The organism is Gluconacetobacter diazotrophicus PA1 5 (genome assembly GCF_000021325.1).
GTDB classification, from domain to species: domain Bacteria; phylum Pseudomonadota; class Alphaproteobacteria; order Acetobacterales; family Acetobacteraceae; genus Gluconacetobacter; species Gluconacetobacter diazotrophicus.
Genome location: NC_011365.1, coordinates 592253 through 606236, shown reverse-complemented (window position 1 = coordinate 606236; position 13984 = coordinate 592253). Strand labels below are relative to the sequence as shown.

General features: G+C 56.3%; 9 protein-coding genes and 1 tRNA gene. 3 read left to right on the top strand and 7 right to left on the bottom strand.

Annotation, left to right across the window (positions count from 1 at the left end; genetic code table 11):
• Positions 1-55: 55 nt before the first annotated feature.
• Positions 56-523 carry a DUF6998 domain-containing protein gene (locus GDIA_RS18050; protein ID WP_012553193.1) on the bottom strand — a complete coding sequence of 156 codons (468 nt, stop codon included), beginning with the start codon at positions 521-523 and terminating at the stop codon, positions 56-58.
• Between the two features lie 188 nt (positions 524-711).
• Between GDIA_RS18050 and GDIA_RS18930 the strand changes: the two genes are divergently transcribed.
• Positions 712-1494 (top strand): hypothetical protein, encoded by a 783-nt coding sequence (locus GDIA_RS18930; RefSeq protein WP_012553192.1) that lies wholly within the window; start codon positions 712-714, stop codon positions 1492-1494.
• A 1400-nt stretch (positions 1495-2894) separates the two neighbouring features.
• The gene (locus tag GDIA_RS18195; RefSeq protein ID WP_012553190.1) at positions 2895-4526 is read left to right on the top strand and encodes a VapE domain-containing protein; all 1632 of its coding nucleotides are present in this window, start codon (positions 2895-2897) and stop codon (positions 4524-4526) included.
• A 195-nt stretch (positions 4527-4721) separates the two neighbouring features.
• Here GDIA_RS18195 and GDIA_RS02745 read toward each other — a convergent pair whose 3' ends face one another.
• The 6 genes from GDIA_RS02745 to ssb form a co-directional block, all read right to left on the bottom strand.
• Complete coding sequence (locus GDIA_RS02745; RefSeq protein ID WP_012553189.1) at positions 4722-5963, bottom strand: tyrosine-type recombinase/integrase; 1242 nt, start codon at positions 5961-5963, stop codon at positions 4722-4724.
• A gap of 107 nt (positions 5964-6070) precedes the next feature.
• A tRNA-Lys gene (locus tag GDIA_RS02740) sits at positions 6071-6143 on the bottom strand.
• A gap of 70 nt (positions 6144-6213) precedes the next feature.
• Positions 6214-6699, bottom strand: coding sequence for a peptidylprolyl isomerase (locus GDIA_RS02735; RefSeq protein ID WP_012226222.1), 486 nt, complete (start codon positions 6697-6699; stop codon positions 6214-6216).
• Positions 6700-6757: 58 nt separating this feature from the next.
• Entirely contained in the window at positions 6758-7267 is a 510-nt protein-coding gene (coaD, locus tag GDIA_RS02730) for a pantetheine-phosphate adenylyltransferase (RefSeq protein ID WP_012226220.1), read from the bottom strand.
• Positions 7260-10052, bottom strand: a complete 2793-nt coding sequence (gene gyrA / locus GDIA_RS02725) for a DNA gyrase subunit A (RefSeq protein WP_012226218.1) — start codon at positions 10050-10052, stop codon at positions 7260-7262. The genes coaD and gyrA overlap by 8 nt, the downstream gene beginning before the upstream one ends.
• Before the next feature lie 167 nt (positions 10053-10219).
• Entirely contained in the window at positions 10220-10774 is a 555-nt protein-coding gene (gene ssb / locus GDIA_RS02720; RefSeq protein ID WP_012553188.1) for a single-stranded DNA-binding protein, read from the bottom strand.
• A 294-nt stretch (positions 10775-11068) separates the two neighbouring features.
• On the opposite strand from ssb, the gene uvrA reads away from it, so the two are divergent.
• Positions 11069-13981: an excinuclease ABC subunit UvrA gene (uvrA, locus tag GDIA_RS02715; protein WP_012553187.1), complete on the top strand. Its 2913-nt coding sequence runs from the start codon at positions 11069-11071 to the stop codon at positions 13979-13981.
• Positions 13982-13984 lie beyond the last annotated feature (3 nt).

Genomic DNA, 13984 nt, shown 5'->3' with positions numbered 1-13984 from the left:
GGTAGGAAGGAGACCATGCTGGTTTCTTTGACCTGTCAGGGACGTTCTGACGGCCTCATGTTGGCCATATCTTCCGTGCTATGCGCTTGAACTCACCGATACTGAGCGCGCCGCGTTGACGGGCCTTGGAGCCAGGGATTGCAAGACGTGCTGCGATTGACGGGAAGGGAGCTTCCCACATCTCTCGGGCATTGAGGGTCTTGTCATCCAGAAGCACCAGTAGAACGACATCGCAGGGCGCATCACTCTTGATGCGAGAGATCTTTTGCCCTGGCTTGGCTGCTTCGCCACAAGCGCGGCCTTTGATCTGAATGCGTTGTGGTCCATTGGCCGTGTGGCGGATGGCGTCATATCCCGGTGTGCGAGCTTCAGCCAACTCTAAGCCCAGGACTTCGGCAGCGACATATTCCGCGACTTCTCCCGTCACGCCCAATGGCTTGCCGGTCAGTCGGTAATATTCGGCGGCAAGAGGTTTAACCTCGGCCAGAATGGCTCTGATCCTATCAATCGGCACTTGGTCCACGGGGTTTCCTTGTAGCGGTCTATGCACATCCATGATCGGTAAATTATTGAGATAAAGGCAATCCTACCAATCCAAATAATTTTACGTGGATGCCGATCAGGCATTACTAATCTGCGAGATTGTCCGATGGTTGATCTCCAGAAACATTGCTAGGATCGCTGTATCAAGATTCTGGAGAGCATAAGTTAATGACGAAGCCGCCTACTGCTAAGTCGGAGCCTATTGAGCAGGAAAAAGAAAAGACCTGCTTTGTTGTAATGCCTATATCTGATCCAGACGGATATGAACCGGGTCACTTCAAGAGAGTATATGACAATTTGATAGCTCCAGCATGTGGGTTTGCTGGTTTCAAGCCGATACGTGCTGATGACGTAATGCACACAAACATGATTCATCTAGACATATTAAATCAGCTTTTGGAGGCTGATTTAGTCATATGTGATCTATCTAGTCGAAATCCAAATGTCATGTTTGAATTGGGTATCCGGCAGGCATTTGATAAGCCTGTTGTTCTAATACAAGAAGAGGGAACACCTCGCGTTTTTGATATATCGCCCATTAGGTGCGTGGATTATCCAAGAAGTCTCAGATACGATTCGGTAGTCGAAATTCAGTCAAAGATTTCAAGATATATGAACGAGACTTTTGATGCGAAGGATTCTGATAAAAGCATAAACTCTATTGTGAAGCTTCTGTCCATATCAAGGGCGGCAGGAATATCTAAGCCTTCTGGTGACGAAAATCATAATATGATGAGGCTTATTATTGAGGAGATTTCTTCAATAAAAAATATTGTATATAAAGATAGAGAGAGGGAAAATAAGGAAATTATAATGATGAGGAATGCAAATTTAGATTTGGAGCGAAGAAATGATTTTTCGCTCCAAAATAAAATTAGTAAAAACAAGTTATACAGTCTTGGTGATTTGATGAGAGATGCTGGTGGAAACCTAAAAAATGATAAATTATAGCGAATGACTTATATTTAGAAATCATAGAAAGCATTATTTCTACTCGGCTATCCCCTCGAAGGGATCGACTAGCGGCATCCGCAGCGCACAGGTGCCAGCAGGAGCGCATGTGCGCTGGTGGTCCCCGAAGGTGCTGTATCGCAATAAGGTGATTAATCTCGATAGACTGATGAGCCTGGGAGATCGTAACCAGCGAAGGGAGGGGATGGATAGCTAGTCGTGATCTTTTCAATCGCAAAACTACAAGCGCTCTTTTCACCAAAGGCGCCCACAGTGCCAAACAGAAAAGATAGTTTATTCAGAAAATAAACATAGTATGTAAGAAGAGTGCTAAATGTGAGGCTCTCGGAAGTTAGTGTTTTAGTTTGATTATCATTAAAAAGACTTGATGGGAATTGAAGTGTTTCTGTAGTTTCTATTGCATTATGGAAAAAATGTAGCGCAATCTTGGCATTCTTAACGTCTTCATATTGGTTATGATCTTTATGGATACAGTTAGTTCTTCCATCTTCCATCATGAGATCAGAAAATCTCTTGAAGCAAGATTCAATTAAAGTGATATCCTTTAGCAATCCAGGCATATTATCGGCTCCGTTATATAGACTTGATACGATAGTTCATTCTACGTGTCGTGAAAAAATTTAGCGATAGGTCTGATAAAAATATCTATCACTAATAAGCGCAGGTATTGTTCATACTGAAAATCGTGACCTGGACAGGATTTTAGGCTTTAGCCTGAAATCCTTGTATAAGGAATGTTGATAATCTCACCTATCGATTCGCTTATCTAATCAGCTATCTAGGGATATAGGGAGATAAGGGAGATTAAAATCAACTTACGTATTCATTTGGCTTTTCTCATTTTATTTCTTTTTACCTCTTAACTTACTTATTATCTCCCTATCTCCCTAGATAGATAAAAAATGGCAGTTTCTGTAGGTCTAATCCATAGGGAGTAAGCTGGGGACTAGCTAGGGAGATAGGGAGATAATGAGGAGAAATCACCACTCTATGTCCTTTGTTATGTCCTGAAGCTAGTCTTTGGTGTCCCTTAACCCTGATTTTTGACAAGTTATCTCCCTAGAAGGCCGAACATCGCCCCTCTCTAAGGTCGATTATCCTAGGGTCGAGGGGAGATAAAAATCCCGATACAGAAAAAATCTAGTAGGAAATAATTTAAAGTAGTTGAACATTATAAACTACGGAGTTATTATCCATTCATTCAAAACATAAATAACTTCGAATGAAACGATCCACCAAGTTCCGTTTCAGCAACGGGCTTAGGATGTCGTTTCAACATCATTAAAATAGAGAACCGTTGTGATTGGTCTGTGGTGGATCGTCAATCACAACGGTTTTTTTTATGCGTAAAGCAATAACAAAAAGGATTTTACATTTTAATGATGGAAGACAATTTAACACCACCACAAGACGACAAAGATTCAAAGAAAAAATTCAATTTTGAAACTGTAAACAGATACATTGACCTTATCGAGCAAGGTAAGATGGAAATCGACGATGCGGTTATATCCGCATTCACCATGATGTCAGATGACATTCAGAAGGTGTCAGTCGTCTTTAAAAAATCTGGATGTGTTTCCGCTGGTGATATCAAAAGATGCCTTAAAACCTTCTTAAAGCAACAAACATCATTCGCGGTCATCGAGTTTTATGGCGTTGAAGATTTCGTTAAAAAATACATGGAGAAATTTAAGCTAAAGTTCAATGAACATAAAAACATTGAAGATGATTCATTCAATGAATCAATAGAGAAAATGAAGAGGGAGATAGCAGAGAAGGGAGACCCCCATCATGCTATTGAACGTAATATGATTATGGAAAGACAACTTAAACACATATCACACAAAGACATTTCCGATTATATCACTGATATGAACAACTATGTTCTCGACAATGGATTATCGAAAAGAATAGGTGGAAAGCAGAACATCATTGATACAGTAAACAAGATTAGAAATGATGTTGATAGAGAACGTAAGAATAATATCATAAATTACCTAATTTATGGGTATGATACTGGAAATAGAGATCTAGAAGGATTTCAGAAGTTCATAGAACGTGGATCTGAAATGCTTGATGAAAGTCATAAGCATATTTCATTCACATTTGATAGATTAAAGAAAGCCGCCGAGATTATATCGGATGATGATTCAACATACGTTGCCACTGTTCTTTATCACTTCATCTGGCAGGTGAAACGTAAAATGACCGGCCGTCAGGTTGACCATCACATGATGCCTATTTTCACGGGAAAGCAGGGTCTTGGTAAATCTCAGTTCATATCTGCTTCTCTTCTGAAGCCTATCGATAGTCTATGGAGTCAGGTGAGCTTCGGGATAATAGAAGAAGAGAAGTCATTCGAGATATATAATAACTATGTTTTGTTCTTGGATGAAATGGGAGGTGTGAGAAAAGCTGATGTTGAAAACATAAAGAATGTCATTTCTGCACCAACAAGAACCGGAAGGCCCATGAGAACAAATGACTCTATTACGGTAAGAAACAATGTTGTCTTTATCGGTGCCTCAAATAAGACATTAGATGATTTGATTAAGGATGATACCGGTGCCAGGAGATTCCCAACCATCACATATGGAAAAAACAACCTTGCTCCTTACATGAATCCTGATTTCAAAAATATTGACTGGGAACAGATATGGCTTGGTGTAAACGAAGCCGCCCCTTGCCTATTTGAAATGTACAAAGAATTAAAAGAGTTGGTCATAGGAAAGATAGAAGAGGTCCGTTATGTCGGTCCATTCGAAGAATGGGCTTTTCGTGAAGAAACCGTTCGTGATTTCGGAATGAACGGTGCTGTAGGAAATAAAGCATACAAGACAGCGACCGCATTGTATGAGAACTTTAAGACCTTCATGGATACCTGTCATCCCCGCGCCTTCCAGATGTCTCAGAGAGCCTTTTCCATTCAGTTGAAAAAGACCGCGACTGATAATCCAGACAAGATCAGTCATAAGATAATTGAAAAACAATCAATGTATTGTTGGTTATAAAATAAGAAAAACCTCTTAATATTAGGTTATTAAGAGGTTTTTCTTATTTTAACTACAGCATCGTTATTGATTATTCTGCAGAATAATCAATAACACAACATCAATGAAGGAGGATATAATGAAAAATCTACTTTGGTATTTATAATCCCCATGCGACCCGGCTCTAAAGTCGGCAATGTTCTTACCCAACTCTCACTAGATCCGCGTTCCAGAAGGCCGCAGTCTGTCTCGTATCGATTCAAGCGTGACATGTGAATAGAACTTTTCAATCATAGCTACTGATGTGCCGCAGTTTTTGGCGATATCGTATATGTTCGCATGTGCGTTAATCATGAACGTAATATAATAGTGTCTGAACGAATAAGATGTTCTCTTTATTCCTCGGTAATCCTGTCGCAGAGAGCATTCTTCCAGAAGTGATACTACTTCTGGGTTAAAGGTCTGGATATGCCTACCCTTGATGTCAACAAAGATATAATCATTGGGATCTGGATCAGATCCCCGTATTATTTTCTGAACATCCCATATCATTAGAAAATCAGAGATTGTCCCATCAAGAGGTACAAACTCTCTTGATTTACCTTTGCCATGAACCCGGACGGTAATTCGACCTTCACAAAGTTTAGCGTTTCGAGATTCATCGAAACCAACTAGATCGATCCATCTGAGTTTTTGACACTCAATGGGGCGCATCCCCGAACCACACATAATTCCGACATATCCATAGAGGAGAATATGTGGATAACGTTCCTCATTGGATAGAGCGGGGAGGACGGTCCTCTTTCTCAGGACTGACAAGATTTTTTCAATCTCGGCATGAGAAAACCCAGGCCGATTGTGAACTTCACCTTCAATCTTATCAAACTTGGGAATTGTTTTTATGTGCCCGAGATTCTGACATCGGGTTAAGAATTTTTTAAAGACGACCTGCTCACTGTTGAGTGTGGAGCGGGTAGGGGTCTTTCTCGTCACCGGCCTACGAATCTGTCGCCCGAGTCGCTGATAGACGACCATCTCCAGATTCTTACCAGGCCCTTCTGTCCAATAGCTTAAGCGCCATTTCCGATACGCCTGAAGCCCCCTGTAGGTGATGTCTGATGGCTTATCGTCCCCGAAGTATCCCACGATATATCGGGAGAGAGCAGTCCGTTCAGGAGCCTTCAGGACGCCCTCTGCGATCCACTCATCTGCCAGGACCCTTACAGTCTTGTCTCTGGCTTCCAAGCCCTGCTCTGCACGTAAGAGAGCCTCATAATAGATCCGTGCAGCCTTACGATCTGCTTCCTTCTCATCTGCGGTCTGAAGGGACTTTCGAATCTGCCCCTGTCCCTTGATCGAGAAGCGGACGAACCAGTTTTTTGAGTTTGTCTGCTTGTAGATGGACCATGGCTGCGAATTAAACGCTCCCGCCACGCTGCTAGAACTATGCTTTCCCATCGCTAACTCATTGATGTTTGGTGCGTGAAACACGCTGAGTTAACGCTATGCTAGGGGACCCCATCAGATCAAGTTTTGTTAAGTCATTGATCTGATGGGGTATTTTATGAGCCGGGTGGGATTCGAACCCACGACCATTCGATTAAAAGTCGAATGCTCTACCGACTGAGCTACCGGCTCACCAGGGCCGCCTGTGCGGTGCGGCCCCAGGTAACGGTTTCGGCCGGTCAAGTCAACCGGCAGACGCGTGTCAGGCTGCGGCGGGACGCATGGAAATGATGCGGTCCGGGTCCTGCACCGTGCCGCTCTGGCCCGCGCCGCGCTTGATCTGGTCGATATGCTCCATGCCTTCGACCACCTGGCCGACGATCGTGTACTGGCCGTCCAGGTGGGGCGAGGGCTCGAACATGATGAAGAACTGGCTGTTCGCGCTGTCCGGGTTCATCGTGCGGGCCATGCCGATGGTGCCGCGCTCGAACTTCGCGGCGCGGGTGAATTCGGCCTTCAGGTCGGGCAGGTGGCTGCCGCTGGTGCCCGTGCCGGTCGGGTCGCCGCCCTGGGCCATGAAGCCGTGAATGACGCGGTGGAAGGGCGTGTTGTCGTAGAAGCCCTCGGCCGCCAGCGTACGGATCCGCTCGGCCGCCAGCGGCGCCAGGTCGGGACGCAACTGAATGACCACACGGCCCGTCTTCAGTTCCAGGTCGATCAGGTCGGCTTTCGGTGCGGTATCAGACATCGTTCATGTTCCAGTGCTGAAAGGCCCGTGGCACGGCATGCCGTGCCCGGACCGTGCGTTATCCCTCCAGCCGCGCCAGGACATGCCGGCGCGTGAAGGGGGGCACGAAGCCGGTGATGTCGCCGCCCAGTCGGGCGACCTCCTTCACCAGCCGCGAGGAGATATACTGGTTGCGTTCGGTGGCCATCAGGAAGACCGTCTCGATATCCGGCGCCAGATGGTGGTTCATGCCGAACATCTGCACCTCGTAGTCGAAATCCACCACCGCCCGCAAACCCCGGACGATCACGGTGGCGCCATGGGAGCGCGCCACCTCGACCAGCAGGTTGCCGAATCCCACCACGTCGATGGTCGTGCCGTTCCGCTGCGCCACCGCCCGGGTTTCGGCCTGCACGCAGGCGACGCGTTCGTCCAGCGGCATCAGGGGCTGCTTGCCGGTATTTTCCGCCACCCCCACCACCAGCCGGTCCACCAGTCGCGCCGCACGTTCGACGATGTCCAGGTGACCGTTGGTCATCGGATCGAACGTGCCGGGGTAAAACCCCGTGCGCGGCGTGGCATCAGGCATTCTCGTCCTCCGCCGCCGGGGCGTCGGGACCGCCGTCCTCGGCATCGTCATCGCCGTCATCCATCACGGGGAAGACGCTGGTGACGCGCTCGGTGGTGTCCAGGCGGAACAGCGTGACGCCGCTGGCCTGGCGGGACATGACGCGAATCTGGTCCACCGGCACGCGGATCAGGCGTCCGGCATCGGTGACCAGCATCACGTCGGTACCGTTGATGACCGGCAGCGTGGCCACGACCTCGCTGCCGCGCTTGCCGCCGTTGAAGGTCATGTTGGCAATGCCCTGTCCGCCGCGCCCGCTGACGCGGTAATCATAGGCCGACGAACGGCGGCCGAAGCCCGCGTTGCTGACGGTCAGCAGGATTTCCTCGGCCTGTTCCATCTCGGCGAACCGCTCGGGATCGATGACCGAATCGGCGGGCAGTGCTTCGTCGTCCGACGGTTCGGCGGCGACCTCCTCGGCCTCCTCGCCGGCCTGCAGCGCGGCGTTTTCCGCGCGGCGGCGGGCATTGGCCATGCGCAGGAAGGACGCGCGTTCCTCGACCGTCGCCTCGACATGGTTCAGCACGCACAGGCTGTTGACCTCGTCCCCCTCAGCCAGGCGGATGCCGCGCACGCCCGAACTGTCGCGCCCGGCAAAGACGCGCAGCGTGTCGTCGGTGATCTGGAAACGGATGCAGCGCGCCGCCCGCGTGGCCAGGAACACATCCTGTCCCTCGCGGCAGGTGGCCACGCCGATCAGCCGGTCGCCGTCATCCAGCTTCATCGCGATCAGGCCGGACGAGCGGATGTTGCGGAAATCGCTCAGGCGGTTGCGGCGCACGTTGCCCGTCGCGGTGGCGAAGACCAGGTGCAGGTTTTCCCACAGGGTCTCGTCCTGCGGCAGCGGCAGCACGGCCGTGATCGAATCGCCGCCCAGGTCGGGCAGCAAATTGACCAGCGCCCGGCCCTTGGCGGTCGGGCTGGCTTCGGGCAGGCGCCAGACCTTCTCGCGATAGGCCTTGCCGCCCGACGAGAAGAACAGCACCCACTGGTGGGTATGGGCGTTGAACGAGCGGACGACGATGTCGTCGCCCCGGCGTCCGGCGGCGGTCCGGCCTCGTCCGCCGCGATTCTGCGCGCGGAAGACGTCCAGCGGCGTCCGCTTGATGAAGCCCTCACGCGTGATGGTCACGACCATCTGGCCGGGCTCGATCAGGCTTTCGTCGGTCTGGTCGCCGGCATATTGCGCGATCTCGGTCATGCGCGGCGTCGCCAGTTCGGCGCGGATCGCCGCCAGTTCCTCGCACATCACTTCCATGCGGCGCGGGCGGCTGGCGATGATGGTCAGCAATTCGTTGATCCGGGCCGCGACCTCGGACAGTTCCTGCTGGATCTTCTCCCGCTCCAGCCCGGTCAGGCGCTGCAGGCGCAGTTCCAGGATGCCGCGCGCCTGGGCTTCGGTCAGGTAGACCTTGCCGTCGGTCACGACGTTGCCCTCGTCCTGGATCAGCGCCAACAGCGGCTCGACATCCGCCGCGTCCCAGGCCGTTGCCATCAGCGCCTCGCGCGCATGGGCGGCGTCGGGGGCGGCACGGATCAGGGCGATGACGGCGTCGATATTGGCCACCGCGATCACCAGGCCCACCAGCAGGTGACCGCGATCGCGGGCCTTGTTCAGGTCGAAGCGCGCCCGGCGCAGGATCACATCCTCGCGGAACGTGATGAAGGCCTCCAGCACGTCCTTTAGCCCCATCAGGCGGGGCTGGCCGTTATCCAGCGCCAGCATGTTGACGCCGAACGAGGTCTGGAGCTGTGTGAAGCGGTAAAGCTGGTTCAGCACCACCTCGGGCGTCGCGTCACGCTTGATTTCGATGACGATGCGCATGCCCGACCGGTCGCTTTCGTCGCGAATGTCGGAAATGCCCTCGATCTGCTTGGCGCGCACCAGTTCGGCGATGCGCTCCTGCAGGGTCGCCTTGTTCACCTGGTACGGGATCTCGGTGATCACGATGGCGCTGCGGTCGCGGCGCAGTTCCTCGATCTCGGCACGGGCGCGGATCAGGATCGAGCCGCGCCCGGTCTCGAACGCGCTGCGGATGCCGGCATGGCCCAGGATGATGCCGCCGGTCGGGAAATCCGGGCCGGGAACGATGCGGATCAGGTCGTCCAGCGTCAGGTCCGGATTGGCGATCAGCGCCAGGGTGGCGTCGATGATCTCGGCCGGATTATGGGTCGGGATGTTGGTCGCCATGCCGACCGCGATGCCCGAGGCGCCGTTGATCAGCAGGTTGGGGAAGGCGGCGGGCAGGATCTTCGGTTCCTGCTCGCTCTCGTCATAGTTCGGCTGGAAATCGACGGTGTCGCGGTCGATATCGTCCAGCAGGAAGGAAGCGGCCTTGGCCAGCCGCGCTTCGGTATAGCGCATGGCGGCGGGGGAATCGCCGTCGACCGAACCGAAATTGCCCTGGCCGTCGATCAACTTGACCCGCATCGACCAGAACTGCGCCATGCGCACCATGGCGTCGTAGATCGATGAATCGCCGTGCGGATGGTATTTACCCATCACGTCACCGACCGCGCGGGCCGATTTGCGATAGGGCTTGTCGTGGGTGAATCCGCTTTCGCGCATTGAATAGAGGATACGCCGATGCACCGGCTTCAGCCCGTCCCGCACGTCCGGCAGGGCGCGGCTGACGATGACCGACATCGCATAGGCGAGGTAGGAGGACCGCATCTCCTCCTCGATCGTCACCGGAATCATGTCGGAGGGTGCCGGCGGTTCCGGCGGATCGGGAATTTCGGTCAAGGCATATCCGTCATGTCAGTGCCACCCTGCGCGCCTCGTGGGCGAGGCGGGGGTGGCGGGAACCGGTCTGGGGGCCGGCGGCGTCACGCCGCACGATAGCACAGAGTCCGGCCGGGGAAAAAACGCGCCGCCCGGCCGGATTCGCCCCCGGCGGGGGCGCGTCCCGCCTAGAACGGGATTTCGTCGTCCAGGTCGCTGCCGCCATGCGGTGCGTCCCAGCCGCCGCCGGGATTGCCGCCGCCCGCGCCGCCCCCGCCGGGACCCCCGGCGCTGCCGCCGCGGCCACCGCCGATCTGCCGGGGCGCGGACGGCGCGGAATACCCGCCGCCATATCCGCCGCCGCCGGCATCGTCACCGGATTCGCCGCCCCGGTTGCTGTCCAGCAGCACCAGTTCGCCACGGAAGCGGTCTATCACGACCTCGGTCGTGTAGCGTTCCTGGCCGGACTGGTCGGTCCATTTGCGGGTCTGCAGCGTGCCTTCCAGATAGACCTTGCGGCCCTTGCGCAGGAACCGCTCGGCCACGTCCGCCAGGCGTTCGTTGAAGATGACGACCCGATGCCATTCCGTGCGCTCGCGCCGTTCGCCGGACGCACGGTCATTCCACGTGTCGCTGGTCGCCAGCGTCAGCGACACGATCTTGGCGCCGGCCTGGCTGTTCCTGACTTCGGGGTCCTTGCCCAGATTACCCACGAGAATGACCTTGTTGACGCTACCCGCCATACTGCTGTCCTGCTGCTGTCCGGTCCCGGGGGCGCGGCCCAAGGGCGGGCCCCCATGAAAAAAACCGTCCGCCCGGACCGGTGCTGGGTGGGGGGACGGAACTCGGTCGCCATCCTAACGCAGATGCGCGCCGGATGATACCGCATGTGCGCGATACGCCGGTGGCCGATGCGACCGGATTACATTTTTCCGCGTCGGCGGCTCTTGGCGGCGGGCACGGAACCGGTCAGAACAGAGTATGAACGAAGCGGCCCTGAGACAATCCGGTGCCGGGTGGAACGGAGAGCGGACATCATGGGTAATCGATCCAGGCCGGCACCCGGCCTGCCAGCGGCGCAGTCGATCCGGGTCCGCGGCGCGCGGGCGCACAACCTGAAGAACATCGACGTCGAAATTCCCCGCGACGCGCTGACGGTCGTCACCGGCCTGTCGGGATCGGGAAAGTCGTCCCTGGCGTTCGACACGATCTATGCCGAGGGCCAGCGCCGCTATGTCGAAAGCCTGTCGGCCTATGCGCGGCAGTTCCTGGAACTGATGGGCAAGCCGGACGTGGACGCGATCGAGGGCCTGTCGCCCGCGATTTCCATCGAACAGAAGACGACGTCGAAGAATCCGCGCTCCACCGTCGGCACGATCACCGAGATTCACGACTACATGCGCCTGCTGTGGGCGCGGGCCGGCGTGCCCTATTCGCCCGCCACCGGCCTGCCGATCGAGGCGCAGACCATCAGCCAGATGGTCGATCGCGTCATGGCGCTGCCGGAAGGCACGCGCCTGATGCTGCTGGCGCCGGTCATTCGCGACCGGAAGGGCGAATGCCGCAAGGAACTGGCGGAACTGCAGCGCAAGGGCTTCGCCCGGGTGAAGGTGGACGGCACGCTGTACGACATCGCCGAGGTCCCGGACCTGAACCGCAAGCTGCGTCATACCGTCGAGGCCGTGGTGGACCGGGTGGTGGTGAAGCCCGGCCTGGAATCGCGTCTGGCCGACAGTTTCGAGACCGCGCTGGGCCTGTCCGACGGCTTGGTCTATGCCGAGGAACTGCCGCGCGGCGAGGCCGAGCCGCCGCCGCACATCGTGTTCTCCTCGCGCTTCGCCTGCCCGGTCAGCGGCTTCACGCTGGAAGAGATCGAGCCGCGCCTGTTTTCCTTCAACGCGCCCCAGGGCGCATGCCCGGCCTGCGACGGCATCGGGCTGGAGACCTTCTTCGACCCGCACCTGATCGTGCCCGACGAATCCCTGTCGCTGGAACGCGGGGCCATCGCGCCCTGGCGCAGCACGCAAAGCCCCTACTACCAGCAGACGCTGGACAGCCTGGCCGCCCATTACGGCGTGGGCATGGACACGCCCTGGCGGGACCTGCCGGCGGGCGTGCGCGAGACCATCCTGGACGGCGGCAAGGACGAGATCCTGTTCCGCTATCGCGACGGCCGGAAATCCTATGACCTGACCAAGCGGTTCGAGGGCGTGGTGACCAACCTGCGCCGCCGCATGGCCGAAACCGACAGCGTATGGGTGCGGGAGGAACTGTCGCGTTACCAGTCCGACAAGCCCTGCCATGTCTGCCACGGCACGCGCCTGCGGCCCGAGGCCCTGTCGGTGCGGGTAGCGGGTTCGACGATCGCCGAGGCATCGGACTTGCCGATCCGCCGGGCGCTGGACTGGTTCGGCACGGTCGAGGCGACGCTGACGCCGCAGCGCGCCGAAATCGCGCGGCGTATCCTGCGTGAAATCCTGGACCGGCTGCATTTCCTGAACGATGTCGGGCTGGACTACCTGACCCTGTCGCGCGGGTCGGCCACCCTGTCGGGCGGGGAAAGCCAGCGGATTCGCCTGGCCAGCCAGATCGGATCGGGCCTGACAGGAGTGCTGTACGTGCTGGACGAACCGTCTATCGGCCTGCACCAGCGCGACAACGAACGGCTGCTGGGCACGCTGGACCGGTTGAAGCGGCTGGGGAACACGCTGATCGTCGTCGAGCATGACGAAGACGCGATCCGGAGCGCCGACTGGCTGATCGACATGGGGCCGGGGGCCGGGGTCAATGGCGGGCACGTGGTGGCCATCGGCACGCCCGAGGAGGTCGCGGCGAATCCGGCCAGCCTGACCGGCGACTACCTGTCCGGCCGCAAGCGGATCGATGTGCCGACGGTGCGCCGGCCGATCGATCCCGCCCGCATGCTGGTGCTGGAGGGTGCCGGCGGCAACAACCTGAAGGATGTCACTGCCCATTTCCCGCTGGGCACCTTCACCTGCGTGACCGGGGTGTCGGGGGGCGGCAAATCGACGCTGGTGATCGATACGCTGTACAAGGCGCTGTCGCGGCAGTTGATGGGATCGGGGCAGAATCCCGCGCCCTATCGCGGGATCGCGGGGCTGGACCTGCTGGACAAGATCATCGACATCGACCAGTCGCCGATCGGCCGCACGCCGCGATCCAATCCCGCGACCTATACCGACCTGTTCGCGCCGATCCGCGACTGGTTCGCCGAACTGCCGGAAAGCAAGGCCAGGGGCTACAAGGCGGGGCGGTTCTCCTTCAACGTCAAGGGTGGCCGGTGCGAGGCCTGCCAGGGCGACGGTGTGCTGAAGATCGAAATGCACTTCCTGCCCGACGTGTTCGTGACCTGCGACACCTGCAAGGGCGCGCGCTACAACCGCGAGACGCTGGAGGTGAAATTCCGCGGCAAGTCGATCGCCGACGTGCTGGCCATGACGGTGGACGAGGCGCTGCCGTATTTTTCTGCCGTGCCGCGGATTCGCGACCGGCTGGCCATCCTGCAGCAGGTGGGGCTGGGCTATGTCGCGCTGGGCCAGCAGGCGACGACCCTTTCGGGGGGCGAGGCGCAGCGCGTGAAGCTGTCCAAGGAACTGGCCCGCCGCGCCACCGGACGCACGCTGTACATCTTGGACGAACCCACCACCGGCCTGCACACCGAGGACGTGCGCAAGCTGCTGGAGGTGCTGCATGCCCTGGTGGATCAGGGCAACACGGTGGTGGTGATCGAGCACAATCTGGAAGTCATCAAGACCGCGGACTGGGTGCTGGACATGGGACCGGAAGGCGGCGATGGCGGCGGGCGCATCGTGGCCGAGGGCACGCCCGAGGACATCGCGGCGTGCCCCGAGAGCCATACCGGGCGCTTCCTGCGCCCCCTGCTGCCGGCGGCGGCGCCCAAGGCGCGCCGCCGTCGCTCCAAGGGCTGAGGG